Below are 23,619 nucleotides of genomic sequence, written 5' to 3'. Positions count from 1 at the left end.
ATGGCATTGATCTATATAGGCGGGAGACGATGCTCAAGTGCGACGGGAGAGACAGGCGAATGATCGATGTACTGATTGCCGGGGGCGGCTATGTCGGCCTGTCGCTTGCCGTCTCGCTCAAGAAAGCCGCCCCGCACCTGCACGTCACGGTGGTCGACGGCGCGCCGGAGGATGCCTGGAGAAAAGACGAGCGCGCCTCGGCGGTCGCGTTGGCCGCGGAGCGGATGCTCGATGTTCTCGGCGTCTGGAGTGCGATTGCCCCCGAAGCGCAGCCTATCCTCAGGATGGTCATCACCGATTCGAAGACGGCCGATCCGGTCCGACCGGTCTTCCTGACCTTCGAAGGCGACGGCGGCGAGGGGCGTCCTTTTGCCCATATGGTGCCGAATACGGCCCTGGTGGGGGCGCTGCGCGACGCCTGCAAGGATTTCGGCATACCGGTCCGGCAGTCGACGATGGTTGAGAGCTTTACGAGCGGCGAGCACGCGGTCCACGTGACGCTAGCGGGCGGCGAAGAATTGCAGGCGCGCCTTCTGGTCGCCTGCGACGGCATCCGTTCGAAGCTGCGCGAGGCGGCCGGCATCAAGGTCGTGGAATTCGATTACGGCCAGTCCGGCATCGTCACAACGGTCGAGCATGAACGCCCGCACGGCGGCACGGCGGAGGAGCATTTCCTGCCGGCCGGGCCCTTCGCGACGCTGCCGCTCAAGAACAACCGCTCGTCGCTCGTCTGGACCGAGAGCACATATGATGCCGAACGCCTGGTGAAGGAGGATGATTTCATTTTCGAGGAGGAGCTGGAGCGCCGCTTCGGCCACAAGCTCGGCCATCTCAAGGTGGTCGGCGGCCGCCGGGCCTTTCCGCTCGGGCTGACGCTTGCTCGCGAGTTCATCGCACCGCGTTTCGCGCTCGCGGGGGATGCCGCGCACGGCATTCACCCGATCTCCGGCCAGGGGCTCAATCTCGGCTTCAAGGATGTGGCGGCGCTCGCCGAGACCATCGTCGAGGCCGATCGCCTCGGCCTCGACATCGGCTCGCTTGCGGTCCTGGAGCGCTACCAGAGCTGGCGGCGTTTCGACACCGTCCGCATGGGTGTCACGACGGATGTCCTCAACCGGCTCTTTTCCAACGACATCATGCCGCTCCGGGTCGTCCGCGACATCGGCCTCGGCCTCGTCGACCGCCTGCCGTCGCTCAAGAACTTCTTCATCCGCCAGGCCGCCGGCGTCGCCGGTCGAGGCGATCCGCGGTTGCTGGCTGGCGAGCCGATTTGAACCGGGTTCGGGTATTGCCTGCGGCTGCCGCCACTTCTCTCGTTTTGACGGGAAGAAGGCCAGGGTGAGGGCAAACTACCCCCTATGAACTCGCTTGGCGCTAGTGAAAACGCAAGCCTCAATCCTCAATCTTGCGAGCCTCCGAGACCAGCATGATCGGCACGCCGTCGCGGATCGGATAGGCGAGGCGGGCCTTTTCCGAGATCAGTTCGTTGGCCTCCGCGTCATAGCTGAGCCGTCCCTTGCACAGAGGGCAGACGAGCAGTTCGAGGAGTTTCGGGTCGACCTTGCTGGCGTTGACGTCCATGGTTTTTCGTCACTGCAGGATATTGTCGAGATCGCCGAAGTTGCGGGCGAGCACGATCTCGGTGATCGCGATCAGCGTCTCGGCACGCGTCTTGAGGTCGGGCGCCTCCAGCAGCGCCTGCTTTTCCGCCGGCCCATAAGGCGACATCATCGCCATGGAATTGACCAGCGTGCGGTTGCTCGCCCGTTCCACGCTTTCCCAATCAGCTTCGAGCTTGTTGGCGTCGAGATAGGCGCGGAAGGCTGCGAGAAGCGCTTCGCGGTCGACGAGGTTCTCATCGTCCGGACTTTCAAGATCGCTCGCAAAGGGACCAATGCGGAAGCGCCGGTAGCCGCGAACGGCCGCGACTTCGGCGAAGAGGCGAAAGCGGCAGACGCCGGTGAGCGAGGTGATGTAGCGTCCGTCGCCGGTCTCGGCGAAGGAGGTGATCCGGCCGATGCAGCCAACCTGGCAGAGCGCCGGCACAGCGGAGGCGTCGATCTCGTTCCGCCCCTCGGCAAAGGAGGGCTGGACGATGCCGATCAGCCGGTTGCCGGCGAGCGCATCGTCGAACATGGCAAGATAGCGTGGCTCGAAGATATTGAGCGGAAGCTGTGCGCCGGGAAGCAGGAGCGCGCCCGTTAAGGGAAATACCGGAAGTATCTCCGGCAGGTCCTGCGGACCGAGATAGCGCGCATTTCCGACATGCATTCTGATAACCCTGCAGATAGCGGCTGCTGCGTCCTACCGCCGGCGCCGAGCCACGTCCAAGAAATGGTGCATTCCGCAAAAATCTCAAGGGAAAAGACGCGGGATGGAGCGAAGGACGGCGAAAAAACCGGCGCTCGAGCGGGAGGTTACCGCTTGAACAGGCCTAATGTATGTCGCCCAAAGCGTGCAGCGGTTTTGGGACAACGACATGCACAAAAACAAAGATCTAAAGAGCTTCGCGTGAATTCGTTTGAACGCGACGCGCTTTAGGATCCCGATGCAAAAAAGCCGGCCCATGGGCCGGCTTCCAATCGATGAAAACTCTCTTCTTCGGCTTACTGGCACGCCTCGATCTGCTTCAGCGCGGCCGAGATGCCGGAGAGAGAATAGGAGTAGTTGGTTTCCGTGCCCCTGCGGGACTTGGCGGTGACAGACATGGCCTTGCCGGATTTCATCGCGGCGACCAGGGCCGGCTCCTCGGCAGCGTTTTCGACCCAGGCGGAATTGCCCTTGGTGAACATGACGAAGGTGCGGCCGTCGATCACCACATTGACCTTCGAATTGTCCTGCAACTGGTAACCCATCATCGCCTGCGGCTCGTAGCTGATGTTCTGGCCGGGGCGCTGCGAGACGAGGAAGAAGATATCGCCGTGATCGACGCCGGCCGGGCTCTTCTCCTTCGGCACGGAGAGAACGTAGCAAACCTTGCCGTTGCCGGACTGGTAGGAATAGGCGCCCCAGGCGCTGAACTGCTGGATTCGCGTCGGCGATTGCGCGGAAGCCACGCCGGCTGCAGCCAGTACGAGTGCGAGTGCAGTTGCGATCTTTCTTACAAACATGGGGTTCCTGCCGCTTGTCTTGCTTACGTCGCCCGATACAGCCTCGGACGGGCAACGCATAGTCACGATTTGAATTTATTTTGACTTAATTCAGGTTACTAAACCGTCAACGATCCCGGAAAACCGCCCTTTTGCTTCCAGACGGGCTATCGCACGCGAGCACCGGTCCGCCCATCGCTGTTGGCATCAAGGTTCGCATGCGGATTGCCGGTTCGGTCGACGTTGCCACTGCAAGAGCCGTTGCCCGGTAGGAATCCTGTCTCAAATCTTCATCGGGGAGCGGCCGCTCTGCTGCCTTCGCGGATTACTGCCCCTTTTCCCGGAATCTATGTCACAAAGAATCAGGCAAGAGTTTGACTTTCCGGCAGGAATACGGCGTCGCGTCGGCGCTTTGCCGCGTCGGTTGCCGCGGTCCGTCTTATTCGTCGGGCCGGTCACGCATGGCCTCGTCGGCCTTCTGATAATGCGTCTCCCTGATCTGTCCGCTGATCGCGGCAAAGGCGGCCGTCAGTACGGCGATATCGTCGGAGAAGCCGACGACGGCCAGCACGTCGGGCACGAAGTCGAGGGGAAGGACGAAGTAAGCGAGCGCCGCCAGCAGAACGCCACGCGTGCGCGTCGGCGTGTTCGGGTCGACCGCGCAATAATAGGCGGCGACGAGATCGCGGCTGAAGGGGATTTGCCGGGCTGCTCGGCGGAAGGTCGGCCAAAAGCGGCGGCGGACCTTGCGCTCCCTGCGCTCCTGTTCGGATTCCTCGCCGGGGAGAAGTATTTCACCGATCTTGATGTCGTCCATCGCGTCCGTTCCGGTAATTCAAAGTGCTGCAGCGATCTTTGCGCGTCAAACAAGATGCGCGGCGCCGTAGTATCGCAGCCTGATATGGGAAGGCGGGGCGCTATTTCAAATGGTCCGGCATGCGGCCCGCGGCCGCCCGATCCATTTTCGCCGCCAGCTTGAAGTCGAGCTCCGTCAGGCCGTTCGCGTCATGGGTCGAAAGCGTGACATCTACGCGGTTGTAGACATTGAACCATTCCGGGTGATGATCGAGTTTCTCCGCGGCTAGCGCGCATTGCGTCATGAAGGAGAAGGCCTCTGCGAAATTCTTGAAGCGGAACGCCTTCCAGATCGAAGCGCCGTCTTCGGCAAGGACCCAGCCTTCCATCTTGTGCAGATGCTCGGCGATGGCCGTCTCGTCCAATTTTTCCGGGCGCATGCTGTTCCTCCTCGCTGCGTCTTGTATTTAACAACGACGTCGCGCCCGAGAAAGTTCGGGCGCAACTTCGCCGCGCCGACTGCATGTTTCCTTAAATCCTAGCCGATTTAAGGATAAAAACATGCAGCAATTCAAAGAGCTACAGCGACCTTTGCGCGTCTGTGAGACGCGCGGCGCTGTAGGCCACTCGCTCGAATAAGATGAAACCGGTCAGAATTCTCTTTGTTTGTCTCGGCAATATCTGCCGCTCACCGCTTGCGGAAGGCGTGATGCGCGAGCTGGCGAAGCGGGCCGGCTGCGGGCAGACGATCGTGGTCGATTCCGCCGGCATCGGTGCCTGGCACGTCGGCGATCCGCCCGACCGTCGATCGATCGCGATTGCGCGGGCGCAGGGGATAGACATCGCGGGCTTACGCGGTCGCAAGATAGCGGTGGCGGATTTCGCCGCGTTCGACCTCATCCTCGGAATGGACGGAAGCAATGTGCGCGACCTCAGGAGGCTCGCGCCGCCGGCCGCGGCGCACAAGGTGCATCTCTTCCTAGCCTATGCCGAAGACCGCAACGAAGATGTTCCGGACCCCTATTACCAGACGGCAGAAGCCTTCGAAGCGCTCTACCAGGCGCTTGAAGCGGGCTGTTCCTCGCTGCTCGCGAAGCTCGAACGCACTTCGTGAAGCGGGAAGACCTCTTCCGTCAGATAGGGCCCGCCACCGACTGAATCGCGCGACGACAGCAGGACAAAGCGCGAGACGGCGAAGGGCGCGGTGAGGAAGTTGCCGCGTCCGGAGAGATATTCGACGACATCCTCGACGCGCGAGGAACGCAGCCGCGCGAGTGTGACGTGCGGGGTGAACTTGCGCGGATCCGGGGCGAGCCCGATGCGCTGGCAGATGCGTTCGATCTCCGCCTGGAGCGCATACATTTCCGGGCTGTTGCTGACGCCGGCCCAGACCGAATGCGGCTTCTTCGAGCCGAAGGCGCCGGTGCCCGAGAGTTGAAGCTGGAACTCGGGCCGTTCGATGCGGTCAAGTCTGTCGATGATCTCGTCGGCGGTGCGCCAATCGACGTCGCCAATGAAGCGCAGGGTGATGTGATAGTTCTCCACATCGATCCAGCGAGCTCCGGGAAGACCTCCGCGCAGCAGAGAAAGACTCATTGCTGCATTGCGCGGAATTTCGAGGGCGGTGAATAGTCTCGGCATGGCGAGCTCCCCGAATCTCTTGCAGATAACTCAGCGAATCACGCATCGCACCTGCACGCAACCATTATTTGATACTGCGAAACATTAACTTTCTCTTAACTGTGGATGCGTGGTCATTCTCCTTTCGCAAGCGAGTGGACGAAAAGCTCCGCCGTCGGCAAAAAGCGCTCGACCATAATGCCGATCCCGTCACCGTTCGGGTGCATGCCGTCCTCGAGCTTCAGGCCCGCCTCGGTCACGACACCGTCGAGGAAGAAAGGGTAGAAGACGAGATTGTGTTCCTTGGCGAGCTCCGGAAAAATCGGGTTGAAGCGCGACGCGTATTCCGCCCCCATGTTCGGCGGCGCCAGCATCCCTGCGAGCAACACGGCGATACCGCGTTCCTTGAGCCGCGTGATCATCGCTGCGAGGTTCTTGCGCGTTTCCTCCGGCGGGATCCCGCGCAAGGCGTCGTTGGCACCAAGTTCGAGGATAACACCCTTGGTACCGTCGGGCACGGACCAGTCGATGCGGGCGAGACCGCCGGACGTCGTGTCGCCCGAGACGCCCGCATTGGCGATGGTGACGTCGAGCCCCTTGTCCCTCAGCGCCTTCTCGAGGCGCGCCGGAAAAGCGTCCTCCGGTGGAAGCTGAAACCCGGCCATGAGGCTATCGCCGAAGCCGACGAGGCTCACGCTCTCGGCGCGCGCGGTCGCCGATAACGCGATTGTCATTGCGAGGCTCAAGAAAAACGGGAGAAAGTCTTTTAAAGCCATAAGTTCGTTCCTAGGTTCAGGACCTCGATCGGGGCAATCGTTTCGTCAGCCTTATCAGATTTCATATAGGACTATTCGGCGTGGCAAAAACCATCATCGAGCTGAAAAATGCGGAGTTGACTCTGGGCGAGGCGGCAGCCTCGGTGCATGTGCTGAAGGGTGTGAGTCTTGCGATCGAAGCGGGTGAATCGGTCGGGATCGTCGGCCCTTCCGGGTCGGGAAAATCGACGCTCCTGATGGTCATGGCCGGGCTGGAGCGGCTCGATAGCGGCGAAATCATCATCGACGGCACGAGCCTCCACCGGTTGAAGGAGGACGCGATCGCCGACTTCCGCGGCCGCAATATCGGTATCGTCTTCCAGTCCTTCCACTTGATCCCGAACATGACGGCGCTCGAAAATGTCGCAGTGCCCCTGGAACTCGCCAATGTGCAGAATGCCTTCGACATAGCACGCCGGGAACTCGTCGCGGTGGGGCTCGGCGAGCGCCTGACGCATTATCCCGGGCAGCTTTCGGGCGGTGAGCAGCAGCGCGTGGCGATCGCGCGGGCGCTGGCGCCGTCGCCGAAGCTGCTGATCGCCGACGAGCCGACGGGCAATCTCGACGCGGAGACCGGCCGGCAGATTGCCGATCTCATCTTTGCCGAACAGCGCGAGCGCGGCATGACGCTCGTGCTCGTCACGCATGACGCAGCGCTCGCCGGGCGCTGCGACAGGCAGATTCGGGTGCGCTCCGGCGAAATCGTCTCCGATGCCGGAACCGAATTGCTCACGACTTCCGTGCGGCAGGGAGCTGCATCGGCATGAGCGAGGCAAGTGCCGTTCGCCGTCTCCGTCCGCTCCTTGCCCTACGGCTGGCGCTCCGGGAGATGCGCGGGGGCTTGAAGGGCTTCTATATTTTCCTCGCCTGTATCGCGCTCGGAACAGCGGCGATCGCCGGCGTCAACTCGCTGTCGCAGTCGATCAGCGCGACGATCGCCTCGCGGGGGCAGGAACTCCTGGCCGGCGATATCCGCTTCGAGCTCAACAACCGGGTGGCGACCGCTGAGGAGCGTGCTTTCCTCGATAGCCACGGTCCGGTTTCGGTGTCGGCGGGGCTGCGCTCCATGGCGCGGCTTGCCGATGGCTCGAACCAAGCGCTCGTCGAGCTCAAGGCCGTCGACCGCGCCTATCCTCTTTACGGCACGCTCGAAAGCGAGCCGGCCAGGCCGCTTGCCGAATTGCTGGCAAGGCAAGGCGATGCGTTCGGTGCCGTCGCTGCACCGCTGCTGCTTGAACGTCTTGGCATCGCGCCTGGCGCGGAAATCCTGCTCGGCAATGCGCGGATCCGCATCAACGCCACGCTCGTGCGCGAGCCGGACGCGGTTTCCGACGGTTTCGGCTTCGCTCCCCGGTTGATGATTTCCGACGAGGCGCTCACTGCCTCCGGGCTGGTGCAGACCGGCAGCCTTGTCGAGCATAGCTATAAGGTCCGTGTGCCCGACCCCGCGCAGGTGAAACTGATCCGCACGCAAGCGGAGACGCGCTTCCCCTCCGCCGGCTGGTCGATCCGCACCAGCGGCAATGCCGCTCCGTCGCTCAACGCCAATATCACCCGTTTCTCGCAGTTCCTGACGCTCGTCGGGCTGACGGCGCTTATCGTCGGCGGCGTCGGCGTTGCCAATGCCGTACGGTCCTATCTCGACGGCAAGCGCAGCGTGATCGCGACCTTCAAGTGCCTCGGCGCACCGGCGTCGCTGGTCGCGATGATCTATCTTGCGCAGATCCTGATGATCGCGCTGATCGGGATTACGATTGGCCTCGTGCTTGGCGCTCTGATCCCCTTTATCGCCGCGCAATTTCTTGTCGATGTGCTGCCGATCTCCACTTCGTTCGAGCTCTACCCTTCCGCGCTCGGTCTCGCGGCGCTTTTCGGCCTTCTGACGGCGCTCGCCTTCGCTGTTCTGCCGCTTGGGCGCGCGCGCCGGGTGCCGGCGACGGCGCTCTTCCGCCAGCAAGGCTTCGACCCGAGCGGCTTTCCCGCCTGGCCCTATCTTCTCGGCGCTTCCGCCTGCCTGGCGGCGCTTGCGGGGCTTGCCGTCTGGACGGCGTACGACCGCTACATCTCGCTGGTCTTTCTCGGTGCGATCGCCTTTGCCTTCATCGTGCTGCGCGGCGTAGCGCTCCTCATATCCTGGCTCGCGCGGCGCAGTCCGCGCGTCCGTTCGCCGGCGCTGAGACTGGCGATCGGCAATATCCACCGGCCGGGCGCGCTGACGCCATCGGTGGTCCTGTCGCTCGGCCTCGGCCTGGCCCTTCTGGTGACGTTGGCGCTGATCGACGGCAATCTCCGGCGCGAGCTCACCGGCGACATGACCGAGCGCGCGCCCAACTTCTTCTTCGTCGACATTCAGGGCAGCGAGATCGAAGGTTTTCGCTCCGTGCTCGACCAGGCGATGCCGAGGGGCAAGGTCGTCGAGGTGCCGATGCTGCGCGGCCGCATCATCGCTTTCAACGGCGAGGACGTGAACAGCCGAAATGTCCCTCCGGGCGGCCAATGGGTGCTGCGCGGCGACCGCGGCATCACATATGCCAAGAGGAAGCCGGAGAATTCGACGCTTACCGAAGGCGCCTGGTGGCCCGAGGACTACAGCGGCGAGCCGCTCGTGTCGTTCTCGGCGGAAGAGGCCGGCGAGCTGGGTCTGAAGCTCGGCGACACGGTTACCGTCAACGTGCTCGGCCGCAACATCACGGCCAGGATCGCCAATTTCCGCGAGGTCGAGTGGGAATCGCTGTCGATCAACTTCGTCATGGTGTTCTCGCCGAACACCTTTGCCGGCGCGCCGCATGCGTGGCTCGCGACCATCATCGATCCCGATGCCACGGCGCAAGAGGAGGCGGCGGTGCTGAAAGCGGTGACGAACGCCTATCCGACGATCACCAGCGTGCGCGTCAAGGACGCGCTCGACATCGTCAACACGCTGCTCGGCCAGCTCGCTACGGCGATCCGCGCCGCTGCTGCCGTCGCGCTCATCGCATCCATCCTCGTGCTCGCCGGAGCGCTTGCCGCCGGCAATCGTGCCCGCATCCATGACGCAGTGGTCCTGAAGACGCTCGGCGCAACGCGGGGAACGCTGATCCGTGCCTTCAGCTACGAATATGTGATCCTCGGCCTGGCGACGGCCGTGTTCGCGCTGTTTGCCGGCGGCGTTTCGGCCTGGTTCGTCGTCAGCCGCATCATGACGCTGCCGTCGAGCTTCCTGCCGGACGTGGCCGTTGCCACGATCGCCATCGCGCTCGTCGTGACGGTCGGCATCGGGCTCGCTGGAACATGGCGCATCCTCGGGCAGAAAGCCGCGCCGGTGCTGCGCGAACTGTAGGCTCAATCGACGCGAACGGCACAGTTTTCGCCGTCTCGCATTCGCTCATGGTGACTCGTCGCGAAAAGAATGCTAAAGCGCCCGGCAATTCAGAGCTTCGCGCGCCCTTCGAGCGCACCTTAAGGCTCGCCCGATTTCAATTCGATGACTGGGACTTGATCCGGACCGTTCTCCGGACACCCCTTCGCTGTACGGACAGGACGACACGAGCATGGCAGCCACAGAGATCTTGAGCAGGGCGGACATCGTCAAGGCGCCGGAGGTGCGCGTCGTGCCGCGGACTGACAAGCCGTCGCTGATCGGCCTCTTGCGCGAGGACATGGCGAAGCTGCTTGTCGAGAGGGGCGTGCCCGAGCGTCAGGTCAAGATGCGCGTCAGCCAGCTCTGGCACTGGCTCTATGTCCGCGGCGTTTCGGACTTCGATGAGATGTCGAACGTCTCCAAGGACATGCGTGAGATGCTGAAGGAGCATTTCACCATCGCCCGGCCGGAGATCGTCGAGGAGCAGGTCTCGAACGACGGGACGCGCAAGTGGCTCCTGCGCTTTCCGCCGCGCGGCGCCGGCCGGCCGGTTGAGATCGAGACGGTCTATATTCCCGAGGAAGGCCGCGGTACGCTCTGCATCTCGAGCCAGGTCGGCTGCACGCTCACCTGCTCCTTCTGTCATACCGGCACGCAGAAGCTCGTGCGCAACCTGACCGCCGAGGAGATACTCTCACAGCTTCTCTTGGCGCGCGACCGGCTTGGTGACTTCCCCGAGCGCGACACGCCGCAGGGCGCGATCGTGCCGGCAGAAGGCCGCAAGATCACCAACATCGTCATGATGGGCATGGGCGAGCCGCTCTACAATTTCGAGAACGTCAAGACGGCGCTCCTCATCGCCTCGGACGGCGACGGCCTCTCTCTCTCGAAGCGGCGGATCACCCTTTCGACCTCCGGCATCGTTCCGGAGATCTACCGCACCGGCGAGGAAATCGGCGTGATGCTGGCGATCTCGCTGCATGCCGTCAAAGACGAGCTGCGCGACATGCTGGTGCCGATCAACAAGAAATATCCGCTGAACGAGCTGATGGAGGCCTGCCGCGCCTATCCGGGGCTTTCAAACGCCCGGCGCATCACCTTCGAATATGTGATGCTGAAGGACGTCAACGACAGCCTGGAAGACGCCAAGGAGCTGGTGAAGCTCCTGAAGGGCATTCCGGCGAAGATCAATCTCATCCCCTTCAATCCGTGGCCGGGCACCAATTACCAGTGCTCGGACTGGGAGCAGATCGAAAAGTTCGCCGACTTCATCAACCAGGCCGGCTACGCCTCGCCGATCCGCACGCCGCGCGGCCGCGATATCCTCGCCGCCTGCGGCCAGCTCAAGTCGGAATCGGAACGCATGCGCAAGGTCGATCGCCTCGCCTTCGAGGCGATGATGATCGCCAATCATGGCGAGGACTAATCTTTCGCCAAATGCGGCGCAGCGGCGATCGGGATCGATGAAGAAGTTTGATGGATGAAGCAGTTTCCATCGATTGATTTCACCCCTTCGCTTTCCTAAGAAGGCGGCGAAATCATTCCTGAGCGGGATGCGGAAGGCGCGACGCTATCCGAAATCCCTTGCCAAAAATCGGAGGATACCCATGCGTTCGCTTCTCATCGCGCTTGCCGCCACGGTGGCGCTTTCCCTGCCGGCGCACGCCGACGAAGTCACGGTTGCCGTGACGGCGATCGTCGAACATCCGGCGCTCGATGCCGCCCGCGACGGCGTGAAGGATGCGCTTGCCGCAGCCGGCTACAAGGAAGGCGAGAACCTGAAGTTCATCTACGAGTCGGCGCAGGGCAATCCGGCGACCGCCGCGCAGATCGCCCGCCAGTTCGCCGGCGAGGCGCCGAGCGTCATCGTGCCGATCTCGACGCCGTCGGCTCAGGCCGTGGTCTCCTCCACCCGCGACATCCCGGTGGTCTTCACCGCCGTTTCCGATCCGCTCGGCGCACAGCTCGTCAAAGACATGGAGAAGCCCGGCGGCAACGTCACCGGCCTTTCCGACATGTCGCCGGTCGCCGAGCATGTGGCGCTGATCAAGGAAATCCTGCCGAACGTGAAGACGATCGGCTATCTCTACAATTCCGGCGAGGCGAACTCCGTGTCGCTGCTGGCGGCGCTCAAGGCGGAGGCCGAGAAGGCCGGTTTGACGGTGGTCGAATCCGCTGCGACGAAGTCGGCCGAGGTGCAGGGTGCTGCCCGCGCGCTCGTCGGCCGTGCCGACGCGATCTACATCCCGACCGACAACACGATCATCTCCGCGCTCGAAGGTGCGGTCGCCGTTGCCGAGGAAAGCAAGGTGCCGCTCTTCACCGCCGACACGGACTCCGTCTCCCGCGGCGCGATCGCGGCCCTCGGCTTCAACTACTATGACGTCGGCAAGCAGACGGGCGAAGTGGTCGTCCGTGTTCTCAAGGGCGAAAACCCGGGCGACATCGCCGTCAAGGTTGCCGACGGCACCGACCTCGTGATCAACAAGGGGGCCGCCACCCGCATGGGTGTCTCGCTGCCTGAGAGCGTCGTCGGCCGGGCGACCCGCACGATCGAATAACAACTGTGGCCTTTCGAACCAGAGTTTGTTGCCTTTTTGCCGCCCCCGTTCCATACGGGGGCGGTTCGCTTATCGAGCGGGATGAGGAAAGTGCGCATCCCGCGCCAACTTTAGAATGCATGTTCCGCATGCGTCTTGAGCCTGCGGAGCATCGGAGAAGAGGACTACCGGCGTTGAGTCAAATCGCTTTCTGGGGAGCCGTGGAGCTGGGGCTCGTCTATGCCTTCGTCGCCGTCGGCGTCTTTCTCGCTTTCCGGGTGCTCGACTTTCCCGACCTGACCGTCGACGGCTCCTTTCCGCTCGGCGCCGCCGTCACCGCGGTGCTGATCATCGCCGGCGTAAACCCATGGCTCGCCGCGGCTGTGGCGATGGTTGCCGGGGCGACCGCGGGCATCGTCACGGCGCTTCTGAACGTCAGGTTCAAGATCCTGAACCTGCTTGCCTCGATCCTGACGATGATCGCGCTCTTCTCCGTCAACCTTCGCGTCATGGGCAAGCCCAACGTCGCGCTGATCAATGCCGACACGATGCTCTCGCCCTTCTATGGCCTCGGTTTGCGGGACTTCTACGTGCGGCCGCTTTTCGTCGGCATTCTGGTGCTCGTCGCCGTCGTCCTCGTCTGGCGCTTCCTCGAAAGCGACGCGGGGCTCGCTATGCGGGCGACCGGCGCCAATGCACGTATGGCGCGCGCGCAAGGCGTCGACACCAGCCGCCAGATCTATCTCGGCATGGCGATCTCCAACGCGCTCGTCGCCTTCGGTGGCGCGCTCTTTGCCCAGACCAACGGCTTTGCCGACGTGACCTCGGGCGTCGGCACCATCGTCGTTGGACTCGCCGCCGTCATCATCGGCGAGACGCTTTTCGGCGCGCGCGGCATCCTCATTGCGCTTGTCGGCTGCGTGTTCGGATCGATCCTGTATCGCATCGCCATTCAGGTGGCGCTCTCGACCGACACGCTCGGCCTGCAAGCTTCCGACCTCAATTTCGTGACCGCGGTGCTCGTCACCGTCGCGCTCATCCTCCCCCGTCTGCGCCGCAGAGGTGCCGCATGATCAAGCTCGAGAACATCCAGGTCGTCTTCGGCAAGGGCACGCCGCTGCAGAAACAGGCGCTGAACGGCGTCAGCCTGACGATCGAGGAAGGCTCCTTTGTCACCGTGATCGGCTCGAACGGTGCCGGCAAATCGACGCTGCTCGGCGTGCTTGCCGGCGATGTGCTGCCGAGCGGCGGCCGCGTGACGATCGGCAGCACGGACGTGACGCGCAAGGGTACGGCCGCCCGCGCCGGCCTCGTCGCTCGTGTCTTTCAGGATCCGCTCACCGGCAGTTGCGGCGCGCTCTCGATTGAGGAGAACCTGGCGCTTGCCGCCAGGCGCGGCGAGAGACGCGGCCTCACGCCGGCACTCGGATCGAGGCGGCGCGAACATTTCCGCGAGCGCATCGCCGAGCTCAATCTCGGCCTCGAAAACCGCATGCGCGATCGTATGGACCTGCTTTCGGGGGGTCAGCGCCAGGCGGTCTCGCTGGTAATGGCGACGCTCGCCGGCTCGGAAGTGCTGCTGCTCGACGAACACACGGCGGCGCTCGACCCGGGCATGGCCGAGTTCATCATGAACCTCACGCAGAAGATCGTTTCGGAGCGCAAGCTGACGACGCTGATGGTGACGCATTCGATGCGCCAGGCGCTCGACTTCGGCCACCGGACCGTCATGCTGCACGGCGGCGAGACCGTGCTCGACGTCGCCGGCGACAGCCGCAAGACGCTGCAGGTCGAGGATCTGATCGCTATGTTCCGCCGCATCCGCGGCCAGACGCTCGACGACGATGCGCTGCTGATCGGCTGAGGAGCCGCGCCGGCCTCGCGTTCCGTCGCCATTGCCCTATCCGGCCTGCCGGCCACCTTCTCCCCGCATGCGGGGCCAAGGGGACTCGCGGCGCCCTCTCAAGTCCCCTCTCCCCGCTCGCGGGGAGAGGGATAGGGTGAGGGGCAACTCGTGTCTGCGATTTTGTCCTTGAATCGGTGTTCCGGCTAAGAACCCCGGAACGCCGTGACCTCGATTTCGATCAGCATTTCCGGGCGGATGAGATCGCAGACGACCATGGTGGCGGCCGGACGGATCTCGCCGAAGACCTCGCCGAAGATCGGAAAGACCCGGTCGGCGAAGCTCGCATCGGTGACGTAATAGTGGTTGCGCACGACGTCGGAAAGCGAGAAGCCCGCTTCTCTCAGTGCACCCTCGATCGTCCTCAGGCAGTTGCGCGCCTGTTCCTCCACCGTCTCGGGCATGGTCATGGTGGCATAATCGTAGCCGGTCGTGCCGGAGACGAAGCACCAGTCGCCCTTGACGACGGCACGCGAATAGCCTGCCGTCTTTTCAAAGGGCGAGCCGGAGGAGACGAGCTTCACCGTCATCCGCGGCTCAGGCCCAAGGGCGCGAGGTGGCGTTTGCCTTCTCGAAATTGTCGATCGCGCCGCCCTTTTCGAGCGTCAGGCCGATGTCGTCGAGGCCGTTCAACAGGCAATGGCGCTTGAAGGCATCGATCTCGAACTTGATCGAGCCGCCGTCCGGGCCGGTGATTTCCTGCGCTTCGAGGTCGACCGTGAGGATGGCGTTGGAGCCGCGGCTGGCGTCGTCCATCAGCTTGTCGAGGTTCTCCTGGCTGACGACGATCGGCAGGATGCCGTTCTTGAAACAGTTGTTGTAGAAAATGTCCGCAAAGGACGTCGAGATGACGCAGCGGATGCCGAAATCGAGGAGCGCCCAGGGCGCGTGCTCGCGCGAGGAGCCGCAGCCGAAATTGTCGCCGGCGACGAGGATCTTGGCATTCTGGTAGGCCGGCTTGTTGAGGACGAAATCCGGGTTCGCCGTGCCGTCCTCATTGTAGCGGGCTTCGGCGAAAAGGCCCTTGCCAAGACCGGTGCGCTTGATCGTCTTCAGGTAATCCTTCGGAATGATCATGTCCGTGTCGATGTTGACGACGGGCAGTGGGGCGGCAACGCCGGTGAGCTTGACGAATTTGTCCATGACTTGGGCCTTCGATTTCAGCGGAAATATTGCAAGAGCGTTTAGATCAGTTTTGCGCCGAAATGAAGGAGAATCTGCTTTCGCTGGCCGCAGGCCGCGAAGGTGGAACCGAATGCGGGCGGAAACCGCCTCGCACTTTTCCTCATCCCGCTCTTAGAGATCGATGATCGTGCCGCGCCCGTCGTTCCAGATCCGCATTTGGCGCTCAGCGCCGGTCGGGTTCGTGCGGGCATGGACATGTGCCGGCCGCCGGTTGAGCTTTGCGGCGATCGCGCTGCCGATAGCGACGACGGCGGCGATGCCGGCGAGCGCCAGGGCGAGCGAGGCGGTGAAGACGAAGGCCACGAGCGTGACTGTGATGGCTACGGCCGTGAAGAGAACAGAGCGGATGCTTTGCATGATCGTCACCTTTCTATCGGGCATGTGGGTGCTGGATGGATGGCTTACAAGAGGGGCCAATTCGTGTCCGCTTGCGCAAAAACTGAAAGGCGGGCACAACGGGTGGCATGACAAGAGCGATCGACCATCATCCCGTGCGGTTGCGCCGTTCGGTGCTCTCGGTTCCAGCCGACAATCCGCGCGCGCTCGCCAAGGTGCGCGATCTCGCGGCAGATGCCGTGATCTTCGACCTCGAGGATGCGGTCTCGCTGGAACGCAAGGCTGAGGCCCGCGATGCGCTCGTCCGGCATCTTGCCGGGAACCGGCCGGAGGGCGAAGCGATCATCCGCGTCAACGCGACGGGGTCCGGCTTCGGCGAGGCGGACCTCGCCGCCGCTCTTGCCGCGAAGCCCGACGCGATCCTCTTGCCCAAGGTGGAAAGCCCGGCCGATGTCCAAGCCATGCTCGACTGGTTTGCGGAAAAAGACGCCCCGGAAAGCCTGAGGCTCTGGGCGATGATCGAAACGCCGCGCGGGGTCATCAACGCGCCGGCAATCGCCGAAGTCGGCCGCACCTTCGGCGGCCGACTCGATTGCTTCGTCGTCGGCTTGAACGACCTTCGCAAGGAGACGGGCGTTCCAGCCCTTGCCGGCCGCACCTATCTCATCCCTTGGCTGATGCAGATACTCCTTGCCGCTCGCGGCAGCGGGCTCGACGCCATCGACGCGGTCTTCAACGATTTCCGCGATCAGGAGGGTTTCGAGGCGGAGTGCCGGCAAGGACGCGAGATGGGCTATGACGGCAAGATGCTGATCCATCCGGCGCAGATCAATGAGGCCAACCGGTGCTTCGGCATCGATGAGGCCGCGGTCGCGGAGGCGCGGGCGATCATCGATGCCTTTGCGTTGCCGGAGAATGCGGGTAAGGGCGTGATCAATCTTGACGGCCGCATGGTCGAACGACTGCATCTCGAGCAGGCGGTAAAGCTCGCCGCCAAGGCGGACATCATCGAAAAACGAAAGGCAAAAACTTGAAGCTCTATCGCTTTCTCACCGGTCCCGACGACGCTTCGTTCTGCCACAAGGTGACGGCGGCCTTGAACCAGGGATGGGCGCTGCACGGCTCGCCCACCTACGCCTTCAATGCCGATACCCAGCATATGCAGTGCGGTCAGGCGGTGGTGAAGGAGGTGGAGGGCAAGGACTACGATCCGGATATGAAGTTGTCGGAGCAGTAGGCGTCATTATCGGGTGGGATTGCCCCTCTCCTCGGGTTTAACCCGAGGACTAGCCCTCTCCCCCGCGCGCGGGGAGAGGATTTTGTGCCGGGGCGTTGCCGCGAGTCTCTTTCGCCCCGCTTGCGGGGAGAAGGTGGCCGGCAGGCCGGATGAGGGCGAATACGGACGGAAGCGGCTTCAACCGCCGACGTGCTCCACGCTCGCCTCGATCCGCTCCATGTCGTCGTCGGAAAGGCCGAAATGGTGGCCGATCTCGTGGATCAGCACGTGGATGATGATGTCGCCTAGCGTTTCCTCGTTTTCCGCCCAGTAATCCAGGATCGGGCGGCGATAGAGCGTGATCCGGTTCGGAAACTCGCCGGTCTCCATGGTGAAGCGTTCGCCGATGCCGCGGCCTTCGAAGAGGCCGAGCAGGTCGAAGGGCGTCTCCAGCGCCATGTCTTCGAAGACGTCGTCACTCGGAAAATCGGCGACTTCGATAATGAGGTCCGTCGTCAGCTTGCGGAATTCCTCAGGCAGATGGCTGTAGGCTTCAAACGCGAGCTGCTCGAATGTGGAAAGCGTCGGTGCGTGGCGTTCCCGCCAATCATCGGTCTGGTCAATGCGGGCCATGGGCACTCCTTGTTGCCCTCATATAGCGATTTTGCCTTTGTTTTTCGAGTGTCGAATTTTGCCCGGGCAAGATGAGGAATAAATTCTCGTGCCTGGCTGTTGACTCTTCCGGCAAGCTCTGGAATCCATAAGAACATAACATGAACAAATGTGGGGAGTTGACCGTCATGGCCGGGAACGGCATGCAACGGCAAACCGTTCTTTCCCTTCGCGAGACCATTGCGCGGATCGAGGACCGCAGACTGCCGGGGTGCGTCCGGGCGGCGAGCGCGGCCGACCCCGCCGGCTTTCGGGGCGAGAGGGAAGAGGCCTCCCGCCGCAAGCTCCTGCCCGTAGGGGTCCCGCAGTTCGATGGCGTCCTCAAGGGCGGGCTGCCGCTCGAGGGCATGACGGAAATCCGCAATGCCGAAACCCGCGATGCGGGTGCGGCCGCCGGCTTCGTCGCGGCGCTTGCGGCGCTCTATCAGCGGGAGAAAAAGGAGAGGGGGCATCTAGCGCCGATCCTGTGGATCAGTCAGGCGCTTGCCTGCCAAGAAGCGGGCCAGCCCTATGCGCCTGGACTCGCATCTTACGGCCTCGACGCCGAGCGTTTCCTCTTCGTCTCGGTGCGCACGGTCAAGGATGCGCTCTGGATCGCCGAGACGGCGCTCTCGGTGCCGGTCTTCGCCGCGGTCGTTCTCGAAATCCGCGGCAATCCGGCCTGTCTGGCCTTAAGCGAGAGCCGGCGCCTGCATGTGAGAGCCCGGGCGGGCGGTGTGCCTCTCCTCGTCTTCCGTCAGGCGGGCGAGGAGGAGGCGAGCAGCGCCTTCTTCCGGTTCCAGGTCAAGCCGGCGTCGGCCGGCGAACGTCCTCTTCCCGATGGTTCGGTGCTTTGCGGCAGCATCGGCCATCCCTCCTTTCACCTCCTTGTCGAAAAAAGCAGGGCTTATGCCCCTCTCGACATCTTTATGGAATGGAACGCCCATGACCGCCGCTTCTACCCCATCGACGAGCGCCGGAGCGCCGCTCTTCAGACAGACGACAAGCCAGCGAATCCTGTCGATCCACTTTCCGCATCTGCCGGCCGATCGGGTCGCGCGCAGCCGTTGGGGCGCCTCGTGGCTTTCGCGCGGGCGTCCTGACCACCCGCCCGTCGTCTTTGTCGCCAAGATCGACAATGCCATACGCCTCGTCGCGCTTGATACGCTTGCGGAGAGGATAGGCCTGAAGCGCGGCCAGGGAGCGGCGGAAGCCCGCGCCATGTGTCCCTCGCTCGACGTGATCGCCGCTGATCCTTCGGCGGATCAGGCTTTTCTGGAAGCGCTTGCGGATTGGTGCGATCGCTACACGCCGCTCGTGGCACTCGACGGCACGGACGGCCTGTTCCTCGACATCACCGGCTGCGCGCATCTCCACGGCGGCGAGAAGGCGCTGGTCAGCGATGTTCTGTCGCGGCTGTTTTCGCTCGGCGTCGAGGCGCGGGCGACCGTCTCCTCTTCCGCCGGCCTCTCCTGGGCGGCTGCCCGCTACGGCAAGGTGGCCGTCATCGCACCCGATGATGCAGACTGGGTTCTTGCACCCTTGCCGGTCACGGCGCTGCGTCTGCCGGCGGAAACCGCGGCCGCGCTCGAGCGGGTCGGGTTGAAAGAGGTCGGCGACCTTCTCGAAGCGCCGCGCGCGCCGCTCGCCCGCCGCTTCGGCTCCTTCCTTCTCCTGCGCCTCGATCAGGCGAGAGGCCTTGAGGACGAGCCTCTTTCTCCTCGCCTGCCTGTGCCGAGCTTCTCCTCCGAGCGCCGGCTCGCCGAGCCGCTTCAGGATGAGGAATACATAGTCGAATTGACCCGGCATCTCGCCAAGGATGTCCGTTCCTCGCTGGAGCGACACGGCGAAGGCGGGCGGCTCTTCGAGCTCCTCCTGTTTCGCGTTGACGGCCGAGTGTTCCGCGTTCGGGCACATGCGGCCGTGCCCTTGAACGATGCCGATCGCATCGCCGCCCTCTTTCGCGAGCGATTGCAGGCGGTCCATGACGATCTCGATGCCGGATATGGCTTCGAAATCCTCCGGCTTGCGGTCATCAGAAGCGAAAGGCTCGATCCGGCGCAAGAGGATTTTTCCGGCGTTGCCGATGAAAGCCAGCCGCTGGCGGCCTTTATCGACAAGGTTGCCGCCCGTTTCGGGCCGGATTGCCTGATGCAGGCAGCCCTTTTCGAAAGCCACCTGCCGGAGCGGGCGGGCGGGTTTGCACCTTTGAGAGATGTGGCCGCCGCCATGAGGCCTTCCGCCCTTGAAGGCAAGGCTATCCCTGAAAACCGCCCGCTTCGGATTTTCGCACATCCCGAACGGGTGGAGGCGACAGCCGAAGTGCCGGAGGGCGCCCCGCGCAGCTTCAACTGGCGAAAGACCCACTATCGCGTCGCCCGCGCCGAGGGACCGGAGCGCATCGCCGCCGAGTGGTGGATCGATGGCGAGGCCCATCCGACGCGCGATTATTTCCGGGTCGAGGATCAGGAAGGCCGCCGTTTCTGGCTGTTCCGCGAAGGCCTTTACGGAAGGGAGGTTTCCACGGCTCGCTGGTTCATGCACGGAGTTTTCGCATGAGCGCGGATACTGTCTTCTACGAACTCGGCGCGCGCACGAATTTCTCCTTTCTTGAAGGGGCGGCACCGGCCGAGGAGATGGTCGTCTTCGCCAAGAAGGTCGGGCTTTCAGGTCTCGGTATTGCCGATCGCAACAGCGTCGCCGGTGTCGTCAGGGCCCATGCCAAGGCGAAAGTGGAGGGCTATCCTTTCCAGCCGGGCGCCCGTCTGGTTTTTACCGACGAAACGCCGGACATTCTCGCCTATCCCAGGAACCGGCGGGGGTGGGGACATCTCTGCCGCCTGCTCAGCGCCGGAAACCTGCGCTCGAAGAAGGGCGAGTGCACGCTTTATCTCGCCGATCTCCTCGAATGGCAGGAGGAGCTTCTGCTGATCGTCATGCAGGGAGAGGGGCGGCCGGAGCCGGAAACCTTAGGAGCGCTGCTTGAAAAATTGCGGGAACATGCGGGCGGCCGGCTCTATCTCGGCATGACGCCGCGTTATGACGGCTTCGACCGGCACGATTTCGCCGTGCTTGCGGCGGTTGCCCGCAAGCACGGCATCCGGCTTCTCGCCACCAATGATGCGCTCTATCACGATCCGCACTACCGGCCGCTTGCGGATGTCGTGACCGCCATTCGGGAACATGTGACGATCACCAGCGCCGGTTTCCTCATCCAGAAGAATGCCGAAAGGCACCTGAAGGGGCCGAAGGAAATGGCGCGGCTTTTCAGCGACTACCCCGAGGCGATCGCCAATACGCAGCGCCTTTTCAAGCGGCTCGCCTTCAGCCTCGACGAGCTCAGCCATCAATATCCGGACGAAAACGCCGAAGGCGAGACGCCGGCCGAAAGCTTGCGAAGGCTCGTCGCGGAAGGCGCGGAGATACGCTATCCCCACGGCGTGCCGGAAAAGGTCAGGCGCCAGATCGAATACGAGCTCGAACTCATCCACGACAAGAAATACGAGCCCTACTTCCTGACCGTCCACAAGCTGGTGAAGTTCGCCCGCAGTGAGCACATTCTCTGCCAGGGGCGAGGGTCCGCCGCCAATTCCTCGGTCTGCTTCTGCCTCGGCATCACCGATGTCGATCCGCAGAAGTTTACGCTGCTCTTTGACCGCTTCCTGTCGCGTGACCGCGACGAGCCGCCCGATATCGATGTCGATTTCGAGCACGAGCGGCGCGAAGAGGTCATCCAATATATCTATAGGACCTATGGCAGGGAGCATGCGGGCCTCACCGCCGCGGTGATCAGCTATCGCTCGCGCTCCGCCGGGCGCGAGGTCGCCAAGGCTTTCGGCCTTTCGGAGGATGTGCAGTCGGCTCTCGTCAGCTCGATCTGGGGCTGGGGGACCTCGCCCTTCACCGAAGAGCAGGCGAAAGGTGCGGGGCTCGACGCGGCGGACCCGCTGACGAGGCGCGTTCTTGCCTATGCCAGCCTGCTCATGAACTTTCCGCGGCATCTCTCGCAGCATGTGGGCGGCTTCGTGATTACCCGCGACAGGCTCGACGAGGTCGTGCCGATCATGAACACGGCCATGCCCGACCGCTACATGATCGAATGGGACAAGGACGATCTCGACCAGTTGAAGATCCTGAAGGTCGACGTGCTGGCGCTCGGTATGCTCACCTGCCTCGCCAAGGCCTTCAAGCTCCTCGAGGCGCATTACGGGGAAGAGAAGATACTGGCCGAAATCTATCAGGATCAGCAGAAGGCCGTGTACGACATGATCTGCCGCGCCGATACGGTCGGCGTCTTCCAGATCGAAAGCCGGGCGCAGATGAGCATGTTGCCGCGCCTGCAGCCGCGCGAGATGTACGATCTGGTGATCGAGGTCGCAATCGTTCGCCCCGGCCCCATCCAAGGCAACATGGTGCATCCTTATCTGAAGCGGCGCGAGGCGCAGCGCAGGGGAGAAGCGGTCGACTATCCGAGTCTGGAATTGAAGGCGGTCTTGGAAAGAACTCTGGGCGTGCCGCTGTTCCAGGAACAGGCGATGCAGATCGCGATCACCGCCGCCGGCTTTTCGCCGAGCGAGGCGGATCGCCTGCGCCGCGCCATGGCGACCTTCAAGCGGACGGGCACGATCCATACCTTCGAGCGGAAGATGATCGAAGGCATGGTCGCGAACGGGTACGAGAGGGAGTTTGCCGAGCGCTGCTTCAACCAGATCAAGGGTTTTGGCGAATACGGCTTTCCCGAAAGCCATGCCGCCTCCTTCGCCTCGCTCGTCTATGCCTCGTCCTGGTTCAAGACCTATTATCCAGACATCTTCTGCGCGGCCCTCCTGAATTCGCAGCCGATGGGCTTTTATGCGCCGGCGCAATTGGTGCGCGATGCCCGCGAACACGGGGTCAAGGTGCTGCCGGTCGACATCAACCATTCGGACTGGGACGCCCTGCTCGAAGGCGAAGGCCTGTTCAACAAGGATGCCGTTGACCCGCGTCACGCCGAAATGCGGGAGGCCATCAAGTCCAAGAAGGCCGTCCGGCTTGGTTTCCGGCTGATCAAAGGGCTGAGCCAAACGGATATGGAGGCGCTCGTTGCGCATCGAGGGGAGGGATACCGCTCCGTTCATGATCTCTGGACCCGGTCCGGACTGACCCGTTCAGTCCTGGAACGCCTTGCGGATGCCGATGCCTTCCGCTCCATCGGTCTTGATCGGCGCGCGGCCCTTTGGGCGGTGAAGGCTTTGGATGAGCAGTCGGCGGTCGAGCGTCTGCCGCTTTTCGGTGGGGTGGATTCCACGGATCTGCAGGCCGAGCCCGCAGTTACTCTTCCCGACATGCCCGCAGGCGAACATGTCATCCATGACTACCGCTACCTGACGCTCTCCCTGAAAGCGCATCCGGTTTCCTTCATGCGCGAGGATTTTGCGCGAATGGGTATTCTTCGCAATCGAGATCTGGCGAAGACGGCAACAGGGAGATGGGTAACTGTGGCCGGCCTTGTGCTCGTCCGCCAACGGCCAGGTTCGGCCAAGGGCGTCATCTTCATGACGATCGAGGACGAGACCGGGATTGCCAATATCATCGTCTGGGAAAAGACATTCCAGAAATACCGACCGCAGGTCATGGGATCGCGACTTGTGAGGGTGCGTGGCCGCTTACAGAGCCAAAGCGGTGTCATTCACGTGGTCGCCGATCACCTCGAGGATATAACGCCGATGCTCGGCCTCCTGCGCAAGGAAGCGCGGCGATTCGGCGCCAACGATCGGACGGACGAGACCTTGCGGCCGAGCGCGGATGCTCGCGACAAGAAGAAGCTCCGGCAATTGCGTTTGGGCCTCTCTGCCGATGCGGCGCCAAAGGGCGATGCGGGGAGCGACGTGGCCGAGGTCATGCCGAGAGGTCGCAATTTCCATTGAACATCGCCCGCTATCGCATCGATGTCGCTCTATGAGATTGCTGTCGTGCAGTCTGAACTGTGTAAAAATGTCGCAGCTTGCGACGTCGAAATTGCAAGTTCTGGAGGAAAAAACGTCTCCTTAGAATCCTCTAATGTGCTGAAAATGCGATAATTTTCGTCAAGTCTAGAATCGATCTAAAGCACCCTTCAACTTTACGGAGAGGAGTTTTTTGTTGACGGCA

24 protein-coding genes are annotated in these 23,619 nt (G+C 63.0%); 13 read left to right on the top strand and 11 right to left on the bottom strand.

Annotation, left to right across the window (positions count from 1 at the left end):
* Nucleotides 1-59 precede the first annotated feature (59 nt).
* A complete protein-coding gene (locus AYK65_RS16110) occupies nt 60-1,274 on the top strand; it encodes a ubiquinone biosynthesis hydroxylase (protein ID WP_046120551.1) in 1,215 nt (404 codons plus the stop codon).
* 118 nt (nt 1,275-1,392) lie between these two features.
* Here AYK65_RS16110 and AYK65_RS16105 read toward each other — a convergent pair whose 3' ends face one another.
* The 5 genes from AYK65_RS16105 to AYK65_RS16085 form a co-directional block, all read right to left on the bottom strand.
* A complete protein-coding gene (locus AYK65_RS16105) occupies nt 1,393-1,581 on the bottom strand; it encodes a Trm112 family protein (protein WP_026615426.1) in 189 nt (62 codons plus the stop codon).
* 9 nt (nt 1,582-1,590) lie between these two features.
* On the bottom strand, nt 1,591-2,271 hold the full coding sequence (locus AYK65_RS16100) for an LON peptidase substrate-binding domain-containing protein (RefSeq protein ID WP_026615427.1): 681 nt from the start codon (nt 2,269-2,271) through the stop codon (nt 1,591-1,593).
* A gap of 335 nt (nt 2,272-2,606) precedes the next feature.
* On the bottom strand, nt 2,607-3,110 hold the full coding sequence (locus AYK65_RS16095; protein ID WP_026615428.1) for an invasion associated locus B family protein: 504 nt from the start codon (nt 3,108-3,110) through the stop codon (nt 2,607-2,609).
* Nucleotides 3,111-3,528: 418 nt separating this feature from the next.
* On the bottom strand, nt 3,529-3,906 hold the full coding sequence (locus tag AYK65_RS16090) for a YkvA family protein (protein WP_026615429.1): 378 nt from the start codon (nt 3,904-3,906) through the stop codon (nt 3,529-3,531).
* Nucleotides 3,907-4,006: 100 nt separating this feature from the next.
* Nucleotides 4,007-4,324, bottom strand: coding sequence for a 4a-hydroxytetrahydrobiopterin dehydratase (locus AYK65_RS16085; RefSeq protein ID WP_026615430.1), 318 nt, complete (start codon nt 4,322-4,324; stop codon nt 4,007-4,009).
* A 200-nt stretch (nt 4,325-4,524) separates the two neighbouring features.
* Between AYK65_RS16085 and AYK65_RS16080 the strand changes: the two genes are divergently transcribed.
* Nucleotides 4,525-4,998 carry a low molecular weight protein-tyrosine-phosphatase gene (locus AYK65_RS16080; RefSeq protein ID WP_026615431.1) on the top strand — a complete coding sequence of 158 codons (474 nt, stop codon included), beginning with the start codon at nt 4,525-4,527 and terminating at the stop codon, nt 4,996-4,998.
* Here AYK65_RS16080 and thpR read toward each other — a convergent pair.
* A complete protein-coding gene (gene thpR / locus AYK65_RS16075; protein ID WP_026615432.1) occupies nt 4,938-5,525 on the bottom strand; it encodes an RNA 2',3'-cyclic phosphodiesterase in 588 nt (195 codons plus the stop codon). The two genes, AYK65_RS16080 and thpR, sit on opposite strands and share 61 nt — an antisense overlap.
* Nucleotides 5,526-5,638: 113 nt before the next feature.
* Nucleotides 5,639-6,280 carry an arylesterase gene (locus tag AYK65_RS16070; protein ID WP_046120549.1) on the bottom strand — a complete coding sequence of 214 codons (642 nt, stop codon included), beginning with the start codon at nt 6,278-6,280 and terminating at the stop codon, nt 5,639-5,641.
* Nucleotides 6,281-6,360: 80 nt separating this feature from the next.
* Here AYK65_RS16070 and AYK65_RS16065 point away from each other — a divergent pair, with 80 nt between their 5' ends.
* The 6 genes from AYK65_RS16065 to AYK65_RS16040 all read left to right on the top strand — a co-directional run bounded on the left by AYK65_RS16065 (nt 6,361) and on the right by AYK65_RS16040 (nt 14,063).
* Nucleotides 6,361-7,086, top strand: a complete 726-nt coding sequence (locus AYK65_RS16065) for an ABC transporter ATP-binding protein (protein ID WP_026615434.1) — start codon at nt 6,361-6,363, stop codon at nt 7,084-7,086.
* Entirely contained in the window at nt 7,083-9,638 is a 2,556-nt protein-coding gene (locus tag AYK65_RS16060) for an ABC transporter permease (protein ID WP_081158984.1), read from the top strand. The genes AYK65_RS16065 and AYK65_RS16060 overlap by 4 nt, the downstream gene beginning before the upstream one ends.
* 211 nt (nt 9,639-9,849) lie before the next feature.
* On the top strand, nt 9,850-11,085 hold the full coding sequence (rlmN, locus tag AYK65_RS16055; protein ID WP_081158982.1) for a dual-specificity RNA methyltransferase RlmN: 1,236 nt from the start codon (nt 9,850-9,852) through the stop codon (nt 11,083-11,085).
* A 181-nt stretch (nt 11,086-11,266) separates the two neighbouring features.
* Nucleotides 11,267-12,220: an ABC transporter substrate-binding protein gene (locus AYK65_RS16050; RefSeq protein WP_081158980.1), complete on the top strand. Its 954-nt coding sequence runs from the start codon at nt 11,267-11,269 to the stop codon at nt 12,218-12,220.
* Nucleotides 12,221-12,393: 173 nt separating this feature from the next.
* Nucleotides 12,394-13,272: an ABC transporter permease gene (locus AYK65_RS16045; protein WP_026615438.1), complete on the top strand. Its 879-nt coding sequence runs from the start codon at nt 12,394-12,396 to the stop codon at nt 13,270-13,272.
* On the top strand, nt 13,269-14,063 hold the full coding sequence (locus tag AYK65_RS16040) for an ABC transporter ATP-binding protein (protein ID WP_026615439.1): 795 nt from the start codon (nt 13,269-13,271) through the stop codon (nt 14,061-14,063). Before AYK65_RS16045 ends, AYK65_RS16040 begins: the two co-directional genes overlap by 4 nt.
* A gap of 185 nt (nt 14,064-14,248) precedes the next feature.
* Here the strand turns inward: AYK65_RS16040 and AYK65_RS16035 are convergent, their stop codons facing one another.
* From AYK65_RS16035 to AYK65_RS16025, 3 genes are all read right to left on the bottom strand, one after another.
* Nucleotides 14,249-14,632 (bottom strand): RidA family protein, encoded by a 384-nt coding sequence (locus tag AYK65_RS16035; protein WP_046120546.1) that lies wholly within the window; start codon nt 14,630-14,632, stop codon nt 14,249-14,251.
* 7 nt (nt 14,633-14,639) lie between these two features.
* Nucleotides 14,640-15,245, bottom strand: a complete 606-nt coding sequence (gene leuD, locus AYK65_RS16030; protein WP_026615441.1) for a 3-isopropylmalate dehydratase small subunit — start codon at nt 15,243-15,245, stop codon at nt 14,640-14,642.
* 153 nt (nt 15,246-15,398) lie between these two features.
* Nucleotides 15,399-15,644 (bottom strand): hypothetical protein, encoded by a 246-nt coding sequence (locus AYK65_RS16025; protein WP_026615442.1) that lies wholly within the window; start codon nt 15,642-15,644, stop codon nt 15,399-15,401.
* Nucleotides 15,645-15,751: 107 nt separating this feature from the next.
* Here AYK65_RS16025 and AYK65_RS16020 point away from each other — a divergent pair, with 107 nt between their 5' ends.
* Entirely contained in the window at nt 15,752-16,657 is a 906-nt protein-coding gene (locus tag AYK65_RS16020) for an HpcH/HpaI aldolase/citrate lyase family protein (protein ID WP_081158979.1), read from the top strand.
* A complete protein-coding gene (locus AYK65_RS16015; protein WP_026615444.1) occupies nt 16,654-16,860 on the top strand; it encodes a DUF1737 domain-containing protein in 207 nt (68 codons plus the stop codon). The genes AYK65_RS16020 and AYK65_RS16015 overlap by 4 nt, the downstream gene beginning before the upstream one ends.
* Before the next feature lie 177 nt (nt 16,861-17,037).
* Here the strand turns inward: AYK65_RS16015 and AYK65_RS16010 are convergent, their stop codons facing one another.
* Nucleotides 17,038-17,472, bottom strand: coding sequence for a metallopeptidase family protein (locus AYK65_RS16010; RefSeq protein ID WP_026615445.1), 435 nt, complete (start codon nt 17,470-17,472; stop codon nt 17,038-17,040).
* 140 nt (nt 17,473-17,612) lie between these two features.
* On the opposite strand from AYK65_RS16010, the gene AYK65_RS32985 reads away from it, so the two are divergent.
* The 3 genes from AYK65_RS32985 to AYK65_RS16000 are packed head-to-tail and all read left to right on the top strand — an operon-like array spanning nt 17,613 to nt 23,396.
* Entirely contained in the window at nt 17,613-18,593 is a 981-nt protein-coding gene (locus AYK65_RS32985) for an ImuA family protein (protein WP_034885542.1), read from the top strand.
* Nucleotides 18,505-20,049, top strand: a complete 1,545-nt coding sequence (locus AYK65_RS16005; protein ID WP_275531667.1) for a Y-family DNA polymerase — start codon at nt 18,505-18,507, stop codon at nt 20,047-20,049. Before AYK65_RS32985 ends, AYK65_RS16005 begins: the two co-directional genes overlap by 89 nt.
* Nucleotides 20,046-23,396 (top strand): error-prone DNA polymerase, encoded by a 3,351-nt coding sequence (locus AYK65_RS16000; RefSeq protein WP_081158976.1) that lies wholly within the window; start codon nt 20,046-20,048, stop codon nt 23,394-23,396. Before AYK65_RS16005 ends, AYK65_RS16000 begins: the two co-directional genes overlap by 4 nt.
* Nucleotides 23,397-23,619: the final 223 nt, after the last annotated feature.

This window comes from Ensifer aridi, assembly GCF_002078505.1.
GTDB lineage: Bacteria > Pseudomonadota > Alphaproteobacteria > Rhizobiales > Rhizobiaceae > Sinorhizobium > Sinorhizobium aridi.
Note: the sequence above shows the minus strand (reverse complement) of the source record. Positions and strands in the feature narration are given on the sequence as shown.